Annotated in this window: 14 protein-coding genes; 11 read left to right on the top strand and 3 right to left on the bottom strand. The window is 69.3% G+C overall.

Annotated elements, in window-relative coordinates; translation table 11 throughout:
- Nucleotides 1-26 precede the first annotated feature (26 nt).
- Both ACQVBX_RS00630 and ACQVBX_RS00625 read left to right on the top strand, forming a co-directional pair.
- The gene (locus ACQVBX_RS00630) at nucleotides 27-497 is read left to right on the top strand and encodes a (2Fe-2S)-binding protein (protein ID WP_431635966.1); all 471 of its coding nucleotides are present in this window, start codon (nucleotides 27-29) and stop codon (nucleotides 495-497) included.
- Entirely contained in the window at nucleotides 490-2,796 is a 2,307-nt protein-coding gene (locus tag ACQVBX_RS00625; protein WP_431635965.1) for a molybdopterin cofactor-binding domain-containing protein, read from the top strand. The genes ACQVBX_RS00630 and ACQVBX_RS00625 overlap by 8 nt, the downstream gene beginning before the upstream one ends.
- Nucleotides 2,797-2,941: 145 nt before the next feature.
- On the opposite strand, the gene ACQVBX_RS00620 is transcribed toward ACQVBX_RS00625, so the two are convergent.
- Complete coding sequence (locus ACQVBX_RS00620; RefSeq protein WP_431635964.1) at nucleotides 2,942-3,487, bottom strand: type 1 glutamine amidotransferase domain-containing protein; 546 nt, start codon at nucleotides 3,485-3,487, stop codon at nucleotides 2,942-2,944.
- A 199-nt stretch (nucleotides 3,488-3,686) separates the two neighbouring features.
- Here ACQVBX_RS00620 and glpK point away from each other — a divergent pair, with 199 nt between their 5' ends.
- Nucleotides 3,687-5,168: a glycerol kinase GlpK gene (gene glpK, locus ACQVBX_RS00615; protein ID WP_431638087.1), complete on the top strand. Its 1,482-nt coding sequence runs from the start codon at nucleotides 3,687-3,689 to the stop codon at nucleotides 5,166-5,168.
- A gap of 263 nt (nucleotides 5,169-5,431) precedes the next feature.
- On the opposite strand, the gene ACQVBX_RS00610 is transcribed toward glpK, so the two are convergent.
- Complete coding sequence (locus ACQVBX_RS00610; protein WP_431635963.1) at nucleotides 5,432-5,899, bottom strand: SET domain-containing protein; 468 nt, start codon at nucleotides 5,897-5,899, stop codon at nucleotides 5,432-5,434.
- Between the two features lie 331 nt (nucleotides 5,900-6,230).
- Between ACQVBX_RS00610 and ACQVBX_RS00605 the strand changes: the two genes are divergently transcribed.
- From ACQVBX_RS00605 to ACQVBX_RS00570, 8 genes are all read left to right on the top strand, one after another.
- Nucleotides 6,231-6,710: a hypothetical protein gene (locus tag ACQVBX_RS00605; RefSeq protein WP_431638086.1), complete on the top strand. Its 480-nt coding sequence runs from the start codon at nucleotides 6,231-6,233 to the stop codon at nucleotides 6,708-6,710.
- Between the two features lie 40 nt (nucleotides 6,711-6,750).
- Nucleotides 6,751-8,541, top strand: a complete 1,791-nt coding sequence (locus ACQVBX_RS00600) for an acyl-CoA dehydrogenase C-terminal domain-containing protein (protein WP_431635962.1) — start codon at nucleotides 6,751-6,753, stop codon at nucleotides 8,539-8,541.
- A 131-nt stretch (nucleotides 8,542-8,672) separates the two neighbouring features.
- On the top strand, nucleotides 8,673-9,200 hold the full coding sequence (locus ACQVBX_RS00595; protein ID WP_431635961.1) for a TlpA family protein disulfide reductase: 528 nt from the start codon (nucleotides 8,673-8,675) through the stop codon (nucleotides 9,198-9,200).
- Nucleotides 9,201-9,324: 124 nt separating this feature from the next.
- Nucleotides 9,325-9,687 carry a DUF2946 domain-containing protein gene (locus ACQVBX_RS00590; RefSeq protein WP_431638085.1) on the top strand — a complete coding sequence of 121 codons (363 nt, stop codon included), beginning with the start codon at nucleotides 9,325-9,327 and terminating at the stop codon, nucleotides 9,685-9,687.
- A gap of 150 nt (nucleotides 9,688-9,837) precedes the next feature.
- The gene (locus tag ACQVBX_RS00585; RefSeq protein ID WP_431635960.1) at nucleotides 9,838-12,135 is read left to right on the top strand and encodes a TonB-dependent receptor; all 2,298 of its coding nucleotides are present in this window, start codon (nucleotides 9,838-9,840) and stop codon (nucleotides 12,133-12,135) included.
- Nucleotides 12,135-13,529 (top strand): PepSY-associated TM helix domain-containing protein, encoded by a 1,395-nt coding sequence (locus tag ACQVBX_RS00580; RefSeq protein ID WP_431635959.1) that lies wholly within the window; start codon nucleotides 12,135-12,137, stop codon nucleotides 13,527-13,529. Before ACQVBX_RS00585 ends, ACQVBX_RS00580 begins: the two co-directional genes overlap by 1 nt.
- 154 nt (nucleotides 13,530-13,683) lie before the next feature.
- A complete protein-coding gene (locus tag ACQVBX_RS00575) occupies nucleotides 13,684-15,849 on the top strand; it encodes a TonB-dependent copper receptor (protein ID WP_431635958.1) in 2,166 nt (721 codons plus the stop codon).
- A 91-nt stretch (nucleotides 15,850-15,940) separates the two neighbouring features.
- Complete coding sequence (locus ACQVBX_RS00570; RefSeq protein WP_431635957.1) at nucleotides 15,941-16,903, top strand: hypothetical protein; 963 nt, start codon at nucleotides 15,941-15,943, stop codon at nucleotides 16,901-16,903.
- 77 nt (nucleotides 16,904-16,980) lie between these two features.
- Here the strand turns inward: ACQVBX_RS00570 and ACQVBX_RS00565 are convergent, their stop codons facing one another.
- Nucleotides 16,981-17,148 (bottom strand): hypothetical protein, encoded by a 168-nt coding sequence (locus tag ACQVBX_RS00565; protein WP_431635956.1) that lies wholly within the window; start codon nucleotides 17,146-17,148, stop codon nucleotides 16,981-16,983.
- Nucleotide 17,149: the final 1 nt, after the last annotated feature.

The following is a 17,149-nucleotide window of genomic DNA, read 5'->3' as shown; positions in this document are numbered from 1 at the left end:
ACGCCATTTCAGCGGAGCTTCGATCCATGAGCCAGTTCCAACTCAACGGGCAAGCGGTCACGGTGGACGTCGACGACGACATGCCCCTGCTGTGGGCGATCCGCGACACGCTCAAGCTCAAGGGCACCAAGTTCGGCTGCGGCATCGGCATGTGCGGCGCCTGCACGGTCCACTTGAACGGTCGCGCGATCCGCTCGTGCGTGACGCCGGTGCGCGCCGCCTACGGGCAGACCGTGACCACTATCGAGGGGCTCTCGCCCAACGGCGACCATCCGCTGCAGAAGGCGTGGATCGCCACCCAGGCGCCGCAGTGCGGCTACTGCCAGAGCGGGCAGATCATGCAGGCGGCCACGCTGCTGCGTGACTTCCCCTCGCCCACGGACGAAGACATCAACCAGGTGATGGGCGGCAACCTGTGCCGCTGCATGGCGTACCCGCGCATCCGCGAGGCGATCAAGCAGGCCGCCGCCGAGATCCAGGGGGCGAGCCATGAATAAGTTCCTTCGCCACGATCCGGCGGCCGACGCCCCGGCCTCGCCGTCGCGCCGCAGCTTCCTGATCGGCGCCGCCGCCACCGGCGGCTTCATGATGGCGTTCGCGCACGCCGCGGTGCTGCTGCCCGGGCAGTCGCCCGACGCGGCGCTGGCCAGCGGCGGCTATGACCCCAATCTGTGGGTGCACATCGCGCCGGACGGCACCATCACCGTCAACATCATTCGTGCCGAGATGGGCCAGCACGTGGGCACGGCGCTGGCGCGCATCCTCGCCGACGAGCTGGAGGCGGACTGGTCGCAGGTGCGCATCGAGCACGTCGACACCGATCCGAAGTGGGGCACGATGGTCACCGGCGGCAGCTGGTCGGTGTGGCAGAGCTTTCCGCAGCTCAGCCAGGCCGGCGCCGCCGCGCGTACCGCGCTGATCGAGGAAGGCGCCCGCCTGCTCGGCGTCAAGCCCGCCGCCTGCACCGCCCGCGACAGCGCCGTGCATGCCGGCAGCCGCTCGGTGAGCTACGCGAAGATCGTGCAGGCCGGCAAGCTCTCGCGCACGTTCTCGGCCGATGACCTGAAGGCCATGCCGATCAAGCCGCCGGCCGAGCGGCGCCTGGTCGGCGTGGACACCGCTGCGCTCGACGTGCCCGGCAAGACCAACGGCCGCGCCGTGTACGGCATCGACGCCGAAGTCGAAGGCATGCTCTACGGTGCCCCGAAGATCCCGCCCACCCGCAACGGCTCCAAGGTCGTGTCGGTGGACGACAGCGCGGCGAAGTCGGTGAAGGGCTACCTGCGCTCGATCACGCTCAACGATCCCTCCGACACCGTGCCCGGCTGGGTCGTGGTGCTGGCCGATTCCACCTGGGCGGCGATGCAGGCGTCGGCCAAGGTCAAGGTGACCTGGCAGAACGACGACACCGCCAGCGTCTCGGACAAGGAGCTGGAGGACGAATCCAACCGCCTCATCGCCGACCCCAAGGCCGGCTCCACCGTGGTGGACGATGAAGGCGTGGACGCCGCCTTCGCCAACGCCGCCTCGGCGCTGGAGCAGCGCTACACCACCGCCGCCGTGAGTCACTTCCAGCTGGAGCCGGTGAATGCGCTGGCGCTGGAGAAGGACGGCACCTGGGAGATCCACACCGGCAACCAGTGGCAGTCGCTGATCCTGCCCACGCTGGCCAAGGCGCTGGGTGTGGACGAGAAGCAGGTGGTGATGCGCACCTACCTGCTTGGCGGTGGCTTCGGTCGCCGGCTCAACGGCGATTATGCGGTGCCGGCTGCGCTGGCCGCCAAGGCGGTGGGGAAACCGGTGAAGCTCACCCTGACCCGCGCCGACGACCTGCGTTTCGACTCCTTCCGCTCACCCTCGGTGCAGCGCCTGCGCATGGCCTTCGACAAGGGCGGCAACGTGGTCGCCATGCAGCACGACGCCGCCGCCGGCTGGCCGACCAAGGTGATGGTTCCGGCGTTCATGCCCAAGGGCAAGAACGGCGAGCCGTACGACCCGTTCTCCATCTCCGGCGCCGACCATTGGTACACCGTGGGCAAACACCGCGTGCGCGCGCTGTCGAACGACCTGGCCAACCGCGCGTTCCGCCCCGGCTGGCTGCGCTCGGTGGGACCGGGCTGGACCAACTGGGCGCTGGAGAGCTTCATGGACGAGGCCGCGCACAAGGTCGGCGCCGATCCGGTGCAGTTCCGTCTCAAGCTGCTCGACGCCACCGGCAAGAACGCCGGCAGCGCACCCAACGCGGTGGGCGGCGCCAAGCGCCAGGCGGGAGTGGTGCAACGCGCGGCCGCGATGGCCGGCTGGGGCGAGAGCCTGCCGCCCGACACGGGCCTGGGCATCGCTACCAGCTTCGGCCAGGAACGCGACATGCCCACCTGGGTCGCTTGCGTGGCGCGGGTAAAGGTGGATCGCGCCAGCGGCAAGGTGACGGTGGAGAAGCTGTTCCTGGCCGTGGACGCGGGCACCATCGTGCATCCCGATGGCGCGCTGGCGCAGGTGCAGGGTGCGGCGCTGTGGGGGCTGAGCATGGCGCTGCACGAAGGCAACGCGTTCGACAGCGGACAGATCCGCGACACCAATCTCGACCGCTACACCCCGCTGCGCACCATGGACGTGCCGGCGCTGGCGGCGGAGTTCATGCCCAGCACCGAGGCGGCGGTGGGGCTGGGCGAACCGGCGACCACGGTGGTCGGCCCGGCGATCGGCAACGCGATCTTCGCCGCCTGCGGCGTGCGGCTGCGGCACATCCCGATCCGCCCCGAGGACGTGCTCAAGGCGCTCAAGCAGAAGGCCTGATCGCGCGCGACGCTTTATGTAGGAGCGACTTCAGTCGCGATGCCTTTCGCTCAACGCCACAAGAGCATCGCGGCTGAAGCCGCTCCTACAGGGAATCACCCGCTGTGAACTCCGGGTCGCGCGACGCGCTCGCCGCCAGCGCCACTCAGGCGGCGAGCTTCTCGATCAGCGCGTTGGCGAACGCCGGAATGTCGTCCGGCTTGCGGCTGGTGATCAGCTGGCCGTCGGCCACCACTTCGCGGTCGTGCCACTGCGCGCCGGCGTTCTCCAGATCGTGGCGCAGCGACGGCCACGAGGTGACCTTGCGGCCCATCACCAGGCCGGCATCGATCAGGGTCCACGGGCCGTGGCAGATCGCGGCCACCGGCTTGCCGCTGTCGCCGAACGCGCGGATGAAGTCGATCGCTTCGGGCTTCAGCCGCAGCTTGTCCGGATTGATCACGCCGCCGGGAAGCACCAGGGCGTCGAAATCGTCCACCGTGGCCTTGCCCAGCGCCAGGTCAACCGGCACCGAGCCGGCCCAGTCGCCACCTTTCCAGCCCTTGATCTGCGCACTGTCGCCCGGCGCGATGACGGTGACATCCGCGCCGGCCTCTTCCAGCAGGCGCTTGGGTTCGGTCAGCTCGGAGTGTTCGAAGCCGTCGGTGGCGAGAACGGCGACGCGGCGGCCTTTGATGTTCGCTTGGCTCATGGGGGCTCCAGGGGTGGGGATGTAAGGGAGAACGCAGCATGGCCAGGTGGGCATGGTGTGGGCGTCGCCGCCACGTGACCTCGCCGTGATCGGCGGCGGTCGCTTGCGGCGCCGTGCCGTGCACGCGAGCCGGGCGTGTTTCACACTGCGCATCACTCGATCGGCCGACCCGGGAGCCGCCGTGACCTCTGCGCAGTACATGCTCGCCATCGACCAGGGCACCACCAGTTCCCGCGCCATCCTGTTCGACCGCGCCGGTCGCGTTGCGGGCATGGCGCAGCGCGAGTTCGGCCAGTTGTTTCCGCAGCCGGGCTGGGTGGAGCACAACCCCCGCGAGATCATGACCAGCGTGCTCACCACCATTACCGAGGTGATGAACAACGCGCAGGTGCCGGCCGCGGCGATCGCCGGCATCGGCATCACCAACCAGCGCGAGACTGGCGTGGTGTGGGACCGGTCCACCGGCCAGCCAATCCATCACGCCATCGTGTGGCAGTCACGGCAGACCCGAGACATCTGCGACCAGCTCAAGGCCGCCGGCCACGAGCCGATGGTGCGCGCGAAGACCGGCCTGCTGATCGATGCCTACTTCTCCGGCACCAAGGTGAAGTGGATCCTCGACCACATGGAAGGCGCACGCGAGCGCGCCCGCCGCGGCGAGCTGGCGTTCGGCACCATCGACAGCTGGCTGATCTGGAACCTCACCGGCGGCCAGGTGCACGTTACCGACGTGAGCAACGCCTCGCGCACGCTGATGTTCAACATCCACACGCTGGACTGGGACGACGAGCTGCTGGCGATGCTCGACGTGCCCGGGGCGATGCTGCCGGCGGTGCGTTCCTCCAGCGAGGTTTACGGCCACACCACGCCGGCCAGCTTCTTCGGGCACGAGGTACCGATCGCCGGCGTGGCCGGCGACCAGCAGGCGGCACTGTTCGGCCAGGCCTGCTTCGAGCCGGGCATGGCCAAGAACACCTACGGCACCGGTTGCTTCATGCTGATGAACACCGGCAGCAAGGCCGTGGCCTCGGACAACGGGCTGCTGACCACGGTCGCCTGGAGCCTCGACGGCAGCGTGGAATACGCGCTGGAAGGCTCGATCTTCGTCGCCGGCTCGGTGGTGCAGTGGCTGCGCGACGGACTGCGCATGCTGGGCAAATCCAGCGACTCGCAGGCCTATGCCGAGCGCGCCGGCGATAACGATGGCGTGTACCTGGTGCCGGCCTTCGTCGGGCTGGGCGCGCCGTACTGGCGCAGCGACGTGCGCGGCGCGATGTTCGGCCTCTCCCGCGGCACCCGCAAGGAGCACTTTGTGCGCGCCGCGCTGGAGTCGATGGCCTACCAGACGCGTGACGTGCTCGCCGCCATGCAGGCCGATGCCGGCATCGAACTGAAGGAGCTGCGCGCCGACGGCGGCGCCATCGCCAACGACTTTCTCGCCCAGTTCCAGGCCGACATCCTCGGCGTGCCGCTGCTGCGCCCGGACGTGGCCGAGACCACCGCGCTGGGCGCGGCCTACCTTGCCGGCCTGGCTGTCGGGTTCTGGAGCAGTCGCGAGGAGATCGCGCAGCAGTGGGCCGTCGATCGCCGCTTCACGCCGTCGATGCCGAAGGAGCGTCGCGAGGCGCTGTATGCCGGCTGGACCATGGCGGTGCAGGCGACGCTGGGGTTTCGGGTCTGAGTCTGGAAAGACATTGGGGCGCTCCTGACGAAGGCCCTAGCTTGTAGCGCTCAACGCCCGCCACTTTTCGCGGGCGCTCATCCCGCCTCGTCGTCATTCCCGCGAACGCGGGAATCCATTGGGTTTCTGCTCCAAGATCAAAATGGATTCCCGCGTTCGCGGGAATGACGGCACTCGAGGTTCGAGTGCGCCGGAAGATCGCGTATCAAGACGACACAGAGCCGACAGCTACAAATGCGGGACGCACCGGCGAGCCGTAGCACTCAGCGCTTGGGCTGCAGCAACGTCCCGGTGCAATTGGGCGAGCCACACAGGCACTGCCACAGCTTCTTCAGCCGCGCGGTGTACGGCACGTCGAGCACGATGCCGTAGTTGTAGGTGAGCTCTTCGCCGGGCTTGATCGTGCGGATCGCCTCGATCAGCACCTTGTCCTTGCGCGGATCGCCGCTGGCGCTTTCCTCGATCACCGCGCGGCAGTTGGGGTTGCAGCTGTGGTTGATCCAGCGCGCTGTATTGCCCTTGCGGTTGGCGTCGATGATGTAGTCGTCGTTGAGCGTGAACAGGAACGTGTGCCCGGTCTCGCCGCCGTCGCCGTACATCTCGTCCGCCTCGGCGTGGGTCATCAGCGTGCCCTTGTACTGGACGATTTCCTCGCCCTTGCGGATGACCTCGGTGGCGAACACGCCATTGCCGTGGATGGGCGAGCGGCGGGCGATGAAACGTGCAGGCATGCGGACGATCCGGTGATGGGTAAACGCTGATGATGCCCGTTCGTCGTGATCGTTGAAACCGCGGCTCCCGGGTCAAAGGCCGTGACCGCTTCGCCCATCCGTCCGAAGCGGTCGGGCTGACGCCGCCCCACAAAAACAGCAAACGCCCGATCTCTTGCGGGTGCGGCTTCGGCGGCGATGCCTCTCGGCCCCTTCAACCGCAATCGTCATTGAACCCCTCGACGCCGGCGCCACCCCAGCTGCGACATCCCGCACACGCCCGCGACGGTTTCGGCCGCCACGCAAAGGTGGTTAGAATCGAGCATTCAAACGATCGTTTGGAGAAGCCGTGATGCGTCTGCTGCGCTGGATCGTCCCCGTCGTGCTCGCCCTGGGCCTGATCGCCTGCGGGCCGCCGCGCAAAAGCGTGTTCCCGCCGGCAGTGAGCATCCAGCAACTGCAGGTGCAGCCCAGCGGCGCCTGGCACCTCACCGTGCGCATCCAGAACAACAGCTACGGCGAGATGGACTTCACCGCCATTGAAGGCACGCTGCAGGTGGCCGAGGGGGTGCCGGTGCGGCTGCACGGCACGTTCAAGCGCGACATCCCCGCGCTCTCCGGCGACATCGTCGAACTCGACGTGCTGCCCACGCCCGAGATGAGCAAGGCGCTTGCCGCCACCGCCGCCAAGGGCAGCGGCGGTTCGCTGGCCTATCGGGTCAGCGGCCGCGCCACCGCCAAGCCCGAGCAGGAGAAGCAGCCGCGCAGCTTCGACTTCAGCGGCAACGACTGGCTCTCGCCGGCCCCGGGCATTCCCAACACATTCCGCTGACCGTAATCCGGTTCCACGCATTCCACCGAAGGACATCGCCATGACGCTTTACAAGGCCCCACTCGACGACCAGCGCTTCGCCCTTTTCGACGTACTCGGCGCCGAAGCCGTGCTCACCGGCCTGGAAGGTGGCGAGGGCCACACCCGCGACCTGCTCGACGCCGTGCTCGAAGAAGCCGGCAAGCTGTCCGAGCAGGTGCTGGCGCCCACCAACTGGCCGGGCGACGTCGAGGGCTGCCACTACGACAAGGCCACCCGCACGGTCACCACGCCGAAGGGTTTCAAGGAAGCGTTCAAGGCGTTCGCCGAAGGCGGCTGGGCCGGCCTGACCATGCCCGAGGCCTACGGTGGCCAGGCGCTGCCGGCGGTGATGGGCACGGCAACCACCGAGCTGTTCCAGTCGGGCAACCTGTCCTGGAGCCTGTACCCGCTGCTGTCCGAAGGCGCCTGCCACGCGATGGAACTGCACGGCGAGGAGTGGCAGCGCCAGCTCTACATGCAGCCGATCGTGGAAGGCCGCTGGACGGGCACGATGTGCCTCACCGAGCCGCAGGCCGGCTCCGACCTCGGCCTGCTCAAGACCCGCGCCGAGCCCGCCGGCAAGGGCATCAACGACGCCGACCTGTACAAGATCACCGGCACCAAGATCTTCATCAGCGCCGGCGAGCACGACCTCACCGAGAACATCGTGCACCTCGTCCTCGCCCGCCTGCCCGACGCGCCGGCCGGCAGCCGCGGCATCTCGATGTTCATCGTGCCGAAGTTCAAGGTGAACGCCGACGGCTCGCTGGGCGAGCGCAACAGCGCGTTCGCCGGCGCCATCGAGCACAAGATGGGCATCAAGGGCTCGGCCACCTGCGTGATGAACTTCGACGGCGCCGAGGGCTACCTCATCGGCAAGCCGCACAAGGGCCTGATGGCGATGTTCACCATGATGAATGCCGCGCGCCTGGCGGTGGGCGTGCAGGGCCTGGCGCTGGCCGAGCGTGCGCTGCAGAACAGCCTCAACTACGCCCGCGAGCGCCTGCAGTCGCGTGCACTGTCGGGCGCGAAGTTCCCCGACAAGCCGGCCGACAACCTGCTGGTGCAGCCGGACGTGCGCCGCATGCTGCTGACCCAGCGCGCCTTCGTCGAAGGCTCGCGCCTGCTGGTGCTCTACAACGCGCTGCAGGTGGACATCGAGGCACGTGCCAAGGATGAGGCCACCCGCCAGAAGGCCAGTGAGCTGGTGGCGTTCCTGATCCCGATCTCCAAGGGCCTGGTCACCGAGCTAGCGATCGAGTGCACCAAGGAGGCGCTGCAGATCTACGGTGGCCACGGCTACATCGGCGAGAACGGCATGGAGCAGTTCGCCCGCGACGCGCGCATCACCACGCTGTACGAAGGCACCACCGGCATCCAGGCCGCCGACCTTCTGGGGCGCAAGATCCTCCAGCTGCAAGGCGTGGGCTTCAAGCATCTGCTGGAAGAAATCAGCGGCTTCTGCCAGCAGCACAGCGCCGACGAGTCGTTGCGCGCGCTGATCGGCCCGCTCGCTGTTTACGCCAAGCAGTGGGGCGACATGACCATGAAGCTGGCCCAGCGCGTGCAGGGCAACCCGGAGGAGCTGGGCGCCGCCGCTAACGATTACCTGTACTACTCCGGCTACGTCACCCTCGCCTACCTGTGGGCAAAGAGCGTGGCCGCCGCGGACAAGAGCAGCCAGCCGGCCGCGTTCAAACAGGCCAAGCGCGACACCGCCAGCTTCTACTTCACCCGCATCCTGCCGCGCTGCCTGGTGCACCAGGCCGGCATCGAAGCGGGCGTGGCGACGCTGCCCGAAATCGCGTAAGTACGCGCCGCAAGCTCCCAAGAACGCCCGGCATCGCCGGGCGTTTTTTTGTGCGGATATCCACCACCGGGTGTCCTGTCTGCGGATCGTAGGGCTTGCTACGCTGCCCCGAATCCAAGGGGGAATTGCTCATGCGTCGGATGGCCGTGCTGTTTGCCTGTCTGCTCACCTGCACCGGCGCCCTGGCGGCATCGACGCTGCAACCGGGCGATACGCCGCCCGACGCGCTGGGCGTCACCCGCGACGGCACCCACCTCACGCTGTCCTCGATGCGCGGCAAGGTGGTGGTGGCCAGCTTCTGGGCCACCTGGTGCGGCTACTGCATGAAGGAACTGCCGACCCTCGCGAACATCCAGCAGGTGGCAACGCAGCGGCACCTGCCGCTGCAGATCGTAGCGGTGAACGACCAGGAAAGCCGCGAGACTTTCGTGCGGACCACGCGGAACATACATCGCATCCTGCCCAGTCTGGTGATGACCTGGGATGAGGACGGCAGCACGGGCAAGCCCTACGGCAGCAACGAGAGCATCCCGGTGATGGTGATGTTCCGGCCGGACGGCACCATTGCCCATCTGCACGTGGGCTACGACGAAAGCGCGCTCGACGGGATTCTCGGGGAGATCAACGCGCTGGTGGCGCAGGCTGCTGCTGCGCACTGACGGCCTCACCCAGTCGGCGGCGAGGTCCTGCAGCCCAGTGACGCCTTGTCACAGGGCACGAACCGGCCGCCGCATGCGATGATCTCCCACTAGGGAATCAACGAACCGTCCAGCCTTGTCCACCGTGCACCGCCATCGAGGCCCCGTCGCCTGGCTTGCCATCGTCGCCCTCTGGCTGACGATCGTGGCGCCCGTGGTGTCGCAGACGCTGGCCAACCCGCTGGATTCGCTGATCAGCATCGGGGCCTGCGGCGTCCACCATCCCGACGGCACGCAGACCCCGCCCAGCGGCCACCTGCTGGAAAAGTGCGGCTACTGCGGCCTGCTGGCCGGCCACTCGATCCTCCCCGACGGCACGCCGGCCGTGGTCCCGGCGCTGCTGCGCCTTGGCCTTCTGCCGGTGGCTGCGCTGCCGCCCGAGCGCGGTAGCGCCATCCTGCTCGCCGCCGCGCCACGCGGCCCACCCGTGATCCTCGACCGAGCCTGAAACCGCCCCGGCGCGACCCGCGCCGGGCGCCGTGTGCCGTGCTGCATCCACGCCGTCGCCGCCCTCCGGCACGGCGTGATTGCGTGCATGGCGTCCTGCCGCGTAGTCGCCGTCCCGGCGCACGCGGCCCTGATCCGGATCGACACCACCATGCCAAGCCATACGCATCGCAGGGCCCTCGGGGCGCTGTGCCTGACCCTGTCCGCCAGTGCGGCCGCCGCCGCGCCCACCGACACCCGCCCCGCCACGCCGGATGCTCCTGCCGGCCAGGTCACCACGCTGCAGGGCCTGAAGGTCTCCGCCGACGCACCGGCGGAACCGACCGTGCGTCCCCGCTTTCCCGCCACCGCCGCCATCGCCACCGCCGACCAGGTGCGCGAGACGGTGAACGCCGTGGACGTGGAGGATGCCGCCAAGTACCTGCCCGGCGTGTTCATCCGCAAGCGCAATTTCGGCGATACCCAGCCGGTGCTGGCCACCCGCAGCTGGGGGGTGAACTCGAGCGCGCGCACGCTGGTGTACATCGACGACATCCCGGTGTCGGCGCTGATCGCCAACAACAACACCATCGGCGCGCCCCGCTGGGGCATGGCCTCGCCCGAAGCGATCGATCACGTGGAAATGCTCTACGGCCCGTATTCGGCCGCCTACGCCGGCAATGCGATGGGCGGGGTCATGCGCATCGTCACGCGGATGCCGGAGCACACCGAGTTCACCGTGAAGCAGACCTTCGCGGTGCAGTCGTTCGACCTGTACGGCACGCACGACAGCTACAGCACGAGCCAGACCAGCCTGACCGCCGGCGGCCGCCAGGGGCGGCTCGGCTGGTTCGTCGGTGCCACGGCAACCAACAGCTTCAGCGAGCCGCTCTCCTTCATCACCAGCGCCGGCGTGCCGGACGGCACCGACGGCGCCTACCCGGCGCGCAACAAGACCGGCCAAGCCGCCAACGTGCTGGGTGCCGGTGGCCTGCTGCATACGCGCATGCTCAATCTCAACGGCAAGCTGGAATACGCACTCACGCCGTGGCTCAAGGCGAGCTACCTGGCCGGCTACTGGACCAACGACGGCCACTCCCGCGCCGAGAGCTATCTGCGCGACGGCAGCGGCCAGCCGACCTATGCCGGCATCGGCGGCTTCGCCAGCAACACGTACGGCGTACAGGCACGCCACCTGATGCAGGCCGCCTCGCTCAAGACCGACACCCACGGCGACTTCGACGGCGAAGCGGTGGTAACCCGCTACGCCTTTCTCGCCGATCGCCAGTGGTCGCCGGCCAGCGTGGCGGGCGGCACGACGCTCAGCGACAACGGCCGACTGGCGAGCTACGCCGGTACCGGCTGGCGCACGGTCGACCTGTCCGGCACCTGGCGCCCGCTCGGATACGGCGGCGGGCAGGAGATCTCGCTCGGCGCGCACGACGACCGCTACTCGCTGGACAACCCCACCTACAACCTCCTGGCATGGCGTGATCGCGACAGCGTGGGCGCGCTGTCTTCGGCCGGGCGCGGCAAGACCACCATCCGCGCGCTGTGGCTGCAGGATGCCTGGGCGTTCGCGCCGGACTGGCTGCTCACGCTCGGCGGCCGCCAGGAGTGGTGGCAGGCCCGCGACGGCTTCAACCTGACCGGCGGCGCCGCGGTGGCGCAGCCGCGCGTCAGCCACCGCGCGTTCTCGCCCAAGGCGACGCTGCAGTGGGATCTCGCGCCCGGCTGGCGCATCACCGGCTCGCTGGCCAAGGCCGTGCGTTTCCCGACCGTGGGTGAGCTCTACCAGTTGGTCTCCACCGGCGCCACCTACGCCTCGCCCAACCCCGACCTCCGGCCCGAGCGCACGCGCAGTGGCGAGCTGGCCTTCGAACGCTTCGACGACGCCGGATCGGCCCGTCTGTCGCTGTTCCAGGAGAACACGCGCGACGCGCTGGTCCAGCAGACCGCCTTCCTCGCCACCTATCCGGTGCCGGTCAACTACGTGACCAACGTCGGCGAGATCCGCAACCGTGGCATCGAACTGGCGATGCAGCGCAAGCACGTGCTGCTGCGCGGCCTGGAGCTGTCCGGCAGCATCACCTTCGTCGACTCCACCACGCTGTCGAACGATCGCTTCGCCAGCAGCGCCGGGACCACCGCGGACGGCAAGCACGCGCCGTACGTGCCGCGCTGGCGCGCCACCGCCGTGGCGACCTACCGACCCGACGACCGCTGGGCGCTCACCGTGGCCGGTCGCTACAGCGGCCGCCAGTACTCCACGCTGGACAACACCGACAACACGCACGGCGTCTTCGGCGCGTTCGACAGCTTCACGCTCTTCGACGCGCGCGTGCAGTACCGCATCGACGAACACCTGACCGCCGGCGTCGGCGTGGACAACCTCAACGACCGCCGTTACTTCCTCTATCACCCGTTCCCGCAGCGCACCTGGGTGGCCGACCTGCGGCTGAGCCTGTGATGGCCCGCACCGGACAAGGCGCGCCGGCCGTCGGCGCCTATCGCCTGCTGTGGCGCTGGCACTTCTATGCCGGCCTGTTCTGCCTGCCGTTCGTGCTGTGGCTGGCCTGCACCGGGCTGGTCTACCTGTTCCGGCCGCAGTTGGAGCCGCTGCTGGAACAGCGCTACGCGCATGTCACCGAGGCGGCCCCGCAGCCGGCCTCCGCCCAGGTGAAGGCCGCCCTCGCCGCCGTGCCCGGCACCGTGCTCAACGCCTACGAGCTGCCTTCGTCCGCGCATGCGGCCACGCGCGTGCTGCTGGGGCGCGGGGGCGAGCTGATCCGCGTCTACGTCGACCCGGCGTCGCTGCGCGTGCTGCACGTGGTGCGCGAGAACGACCGCTTCATGCGCGTGGTGTTCTACCTGCACGGCGAACTGCGGGCGGGCACCGCCGGTTCGATGCTGGTGGAACTGGCCGCGTCATGGACGATCCTGCTGCTGCTCACCGGCCTGTACCTGTGGTGGCCACGCGGGCGCCGGCTCAGCGGCGTGCTCTATCCGCGCCTGCGCCAGGGCAGCCGGACCGCGCTGCGCGACCTGCATGCGGTCACCGGCGTGTGGGTGTCGCTGCTGGCGCTGTTCCTGCTGGTGTCGGGCCTGCCCTGGGCCAAATCGTGGGGCGGCCTGCTGCGCGAGGCGCGCCAGGCGATGGCGGCACCGGTGGTGCAGGACTGGATCATCGGCAGCGCCGATGAGCGCGCCCGCATCGCGGCACAGAACACCCCGCCCGCGCCGCACGCCGGCCACGAGGGCATGGCGATGGCCGGTGACGGTTCGCCGGCGGGCACCGACCTGACGGTGCTCGATCGCGTGCTGCCGGCGGTGATCGCCCAGCACCTGGCGCCGCCCGTGCTGGTGGCCCCGCCATCGCGCAGGACGCCGCACTGGAGCGCGCGGTCCACGGCCGCCGACAGCACCCGCCAGGCCGAGCTCACCCTCGATCCACACAGCGGTGCGGTGGTGAGCCGCCTGGACTTCGCCCAGAAACCGATGCTGGACCGCTGGGTGGGCTACGGCGTGGCCATCCATCAAGGCGCCCTGTTTCCGCCGCTGAACCAGATCCTGAGCGCGTTCGCGGCGCTCGGCCTGATCACCATGTGCCTGAGCTCGGCCACGCTGTGGTGGCGCGGCCGTCCGCAGGGCAACGGCAGCATCGGCGCGCCGCCGTACACCTCGGCGCGGTATCCGCGCGCCATGGTCGCGACGCTGGCCGTGCTCGGCGTGCTGCTGCCGCTGCTGGGCGTGTCGATGCTGGCGGTGCTCGCCGTGGAGCGATGGCTGCTGCGACGGCTACCGCGCGCTCGGCGACTGCTCGGCCTGCCGGAGCGCACCGACACGGCACCCGGCCATGCATGAGCTGTCCGCCCCCTGTCGGTCAACCCGCGCCCGGGCTGGCGCGGCGGCGTTTCCGCCGCCGCACCGGGCCGGCACCTGCCGCTGCGCCTCGTCGCGCGGCCCGCGCCGCTGATCCTGCCCCACCAAATCCCGTTTTCCGCCTTTGGAGTTCCCCATGTCTTCCTATCGTCCCAAGTCCCGGCCGGCTCGCCGCCCCTTGCCCCTGGCACTGGCCATCGTCATCGCCGGCCTGCCGCTGGCCGCTGTCCATGCCGATGACGGCACCGGCCCCGATCATGCGCAGCAGTTCGCACCGGTCGTGGTCACCGCGCCGATGCCCGACAGTCCGCTCACCGTCGTCACCGATCCCAAGGCCCCGCGCCAGCCGGTGCCGGCCAGCGACGGCGCCGACCTGCTCAAGAGCATCCCCGGCTTTTCCGTGATCCGCAAAGGCGGCAGCAACGGTGACCCGGTGCTGCGCGGCATGAGCGGCTCGCGGCTCGGCATCCAGATCGACGGCGGCCTGATCGGCGGCGGCTGTCCGGCACGGATGGATCCGCCGACCGCGTACATCGCGCCGGAACTCTATGACCGCGTCACCGTGATCAAGGGGCCGGAGACGGTGATCTACGGCCCCGGCAACTCCGCCGGCGTGGTGCGCTTCGACCGTGACTTCAGCCGCTATGCCGAGCCCGGCTACAGCGTCGACGCCAGCGTGCTCGGCGGCTCGTGGGGCCGCAACGATCAGAACCTCGACCTGCGCGCCGGCGCGCCGTCGGGCTACCTCGGCGTAAGCGCCAACCACACCCACTCGCAGGACTACGAAGACGGCAACGGCGACCGCGTGCACTCGCGCTACGACCGCTGGAATGTGGACACCACGCTGGGCTGGACGCCCACCGACGACAGCCGGCTGGAACTTTCCGTGGGCAAGGGCAACGGACAGGCGGCCTACGCCTTCAGCGGCATGGACGGCTCGCAGTTCCTACGCGAGAGCGCGGCGCTGAAGTGGACCCAGCAGCACCTCACCACGCACTGGGAGGAGCTCGAAGTGCAGGCGTACACAAACTACGCCGACCACGTGATGGACAACTACACCCTGCGCGATCCCGACCCGGCCAGCATGATGCCGATGGCGATGGCCTCCGACGTGGCTCGCCGCACGAACGGCGGCCGCATCGCCGGCACCTGGCGCTGGGACGAAGTGCTGCAGCTGGTCACCGGCATCGATGGCTCGACCAACGCGCACACCGTGCGCAACGGCGGCAAGCCGGGCAGCGCGAGCGACTATCACCTCAACCCGCGCCAGCGCGATGCGCGCATGGCGGACGTCGGCGCCTTCGGCGAACTGCGCTGGACCTTCGCCAAGCGCCAGCGGCTGATCGGCGGCGCGCGGCTGGATCGCGCCCAGGCCCGCGGTTATGGCTTGTCCACCGCGGCCGGTGGCGGCGGGATGGACATGGGTGGTGGCATGGACGGCGGCATGGACATGGGCAGCATGGGCATGAGTGGCATGGGCATGAGTGGCGGCATGAACACCGCAACCGTCGACGCCAGCCGCTCCTCCACCCTGCCCTCCGGCTTCGTCCGCTACGAGCGCGACTTCGCCGCGTCGCCGGCCACGTTCTATGCGGGCATCGGCCACGTCGAGCGCTTCCCCGACTACTGGGAGCTGTTCGGTCAGCACGTGGACGTGTCGCTGCCGGGCTTCCGCCAGCTCGATCCGGAGAAGACCACCCAGCTGGACATCGGCGTGCAGTACCACGACGCGCGCATGAAAGCCTGGATCTCCGGCTACGCAGGCGTGGTGCAGGACTTCATCCTGATGCACTACCCGATGAGCGCGATGGGCACCGGCACCGCCAGCAATGTGCGCGCACGCATCGCCGGCGGCGAGGCGGGCGTGAGCTACGCGTTCGACGACCATTGGACCGGCGACGCCACGCTCAGCACCGCCTGGGGCGAGAACCGCAGCGAGCACCGACCGCTGCCGCAGATGCCGCCGCTGGAAGCACGCTTCGGCCTCACCTACGCGCGCGATGCGTGGTCGATCGGCGGCCTGTGGCGGCTGGCTGCGGCACAGCATCGCGTCGCGCTGGGCGAGGGTAACATCGTCGGCCAGGATCTGGGGCCCAGCGCCGGCTTCGGCGTATTCTCGATCAACGGCAGCGTCCGGCTCGGCAAGCCGTTCACCCTCAGCGCCGGTATCGACAACCTGTTCGGCGTCACCTACGCCGAACACCTCAATGCCGCCCCGGAAGGCCTGGCCGGCTACGTCAACACCGTGCGCGTCAATGAGCCTGGCCGCACCGGCTGGCTCAAGTTCGCCATCCATCTCTGATCGCAACGGCCATATCGCCATCGCTCTGATCGACATCAGGACCCGGGCACGCCGCACCACGTAGCGTGCCCGCACCCTTCGAGGACTCTCCATGCTTCGCCTTACCCGCACCCTTGCTTTCACCGCCCTCGGCACCCTGACCCTGCTGCCCGGCCTGGCCAGCGCCTGCTCCACCTGCGGCTGCTCGCTCAATTCCGACTGGGCCAGCCAGGGTTACGCCACCTCCCGCGGCCTGCACCTGAGCCTGCGCGAGGATTACTTCAACCAGTCGCGGCTGATCGAAGGATCACATCGCATCGCCGTGGGCAGCGTGGCCCTGCCCAGCGACGAGGAACTGCAGCGCAAGACGATCAACCGCAACACCCTGCTGGGCGCGGACTACAGCTTCAATCGCGCCTGGGGACTGTCGGTGCAGCTGCCTTGGTTCAGCCGCTATCACGAGACCTGGCCCGAGGGCGAAACCACGCTGTCGTCCTCCGACGGTCAGGGCATCGGCGACGTGCGCGTGCTGGCGCGCTACCAGGGCTTCAGGCCGGACGCGAGCCTGGGCCTGCAGTTCGGCGTGAAGCTGCCCACCGGCACGTTCAAGCAGACCTTCAGCGCCGGCACGGCCGCCGGCGAGCTGCTCGACCGCGGTCTGCAGCGCGGCACCGGCACCACCGACGCGCTGCTGGGTGTGTACAAGTTCGGCTACCTCGGCGAGTCGGTGGGGTACTTCGCCCAGGCGATGGCGCAGGTGGCGATGAACGCGCGCGACGGCTTCCGCCCGGGCAATTCGCTCAACGTGAACCTCGGCCTGCGCTACCTCGATGCCGGCATCGTCACGCCGCAGCTGCAGCTCAACCTGCACGGCGAGCAGCGCGAGAGCGGCGCGCTGGCCGACCGCGCCAACAGCGGCGCCACGCTGGCCTACCTCAGCCCAGGGCTGGGGCTGAAGCTGGGTCGCCGGCTCGATGCGTTCGTGTTCCTGCAGTTGCCGGCGCACGAGCACGTCAACGGCATCCAGATCGAGCCGGGCCGACTGTGGTCGGCCGGCGTGCAGTACCGCCTGTAACGGCGCGCAGCCCGCCCGCCGGCGCACGCCGGGACACTGGGCGCGATGCGCCCTGGCCGTGGCGGACGTGCAGCCGTCTATTTGGTGGGCGGCGGCACCGGCACGACAACGCGCAGTTCCACGACGACCGTCTGCTGCGGCTGATCGTCCAGACGGTCGTCGTGGTCGTGCGGCGGGCGCGGCGGCAGCCGCGGCGTGTCACCGGGGGGAGCCGGCGGCGTGGGCCGGGTGGGTCGGGTGGCCATG

This window comes from Dyella thailandensis (assembly GCF_050749815.1).
Classification (GTDB): domain Bacteria; phylum Pseudomonadota; class Gammaproteobacteria; order Xanthomonadales; family Rhodanobacteraceae; genus Dyella_A.
Note: the sequence above shows the minus strand (reverse complement) of the source record. Positions and strands in the feature narration are given on the sequence as shown.

Excerpts from the sequence above, each read along its gene's own strand:
- ACQVBX_RS00630 (WP_431635966.1), top strand. The coding sequence starts at position 27 with ATGAGCCAGTTCCAACTCAACGGGCAAGCGGTCACGGTGGACGTCGAC.
- ACQVBX_RS00625 (WP_431635965.1), top strand. The coding sequence starts at position 490 with ATGAATAAGTTCCTTCGCCACGATCCGGCGGCCGACGCCCCGGCCTCG.
- ACQVBX_RS00620 (WP_431635964.1), bottom strand. The coding sequence starts at position 3,487 with ATGAGCCAAGCGAACATCAAAGGCCGCCGCGTCGCCGTTCTCGCCACC.
- glpK (WP_431638087.1), top strand. The coding sequence starts at position 3,687 with ATGCTCGCCATCGACCAGGGCACCACCAGTTCCCGCGCCATCCTGTTC.
- ACQVBX_RS00610 (WP_431635963.1), bottom strand. The coding sequence starts at position 5,899 with ATGCCTGCACGTTTCATCGCCCGCCGCTCGCCCATCCACGGCAATGGC.
- ACQVBX_RS00605 (WP_431638086.1), top strand. The coding sequence starts at position 6,231 with ATGCGTCTGCTGCGCTGGATCGTCCCCGTCGTGCTCGCCCTGGGCCTG.
- ACQVBX_RS00600 (WP_431635962.1), top strand. The coding sequence starts at position 6,751 with ATGACGCTTTACAAGGCCCCACTCGACGACCAGCGCTTCGCCCTTTTC.
- ACQVBX_RS00595 (WP_431635961.1), top strand. The coding sequence starts at position 8,673 with ATGCGTCGGATGGCCGTGCTGTTTGCCTGTCTGCTCACCTGCACCGGC.
- ACQVBX_RS00585 (WP_431635960.1), top strand. The coding sequence starts at position 9,838 with ATGCCAAGCCATACGCATCGCAGGGCCCTCGGGGCGCTGTGCCTGACC.
- ACQVBX_RS00580 (WP_431635959.1), top strand. The coding sequence starts at position 12,135 with ATGGCCCGCACCGGACAAGGCGCGCCGGCCGTCGGCGCCTATCGCCTG.
- ACQVBX_RS00575 (WP_431635958.1), top strand. The coding sequence starts at position 13,684 with ATGTCTTCCTATCGTCCCAAGTCCCGGCCGGCTCGCCGCCCCTTGCCC.
- ACQVBX_RS00570 (WP_431635957.1), top strand. The coding sequence starts at position 15,941 with ATGCTTCGCCTTACCCGCACCCTTGCTTTCACCGCCCTCGGCACCCTG.
- ACQVBX_RS00565 (WP_431635956.1), bottom strand. The coding sequence starts at position 17,148 with ATGGCCACCCGACCCACCCGGCCCACGCCGCCGGCTCCCCCCGGTGAC.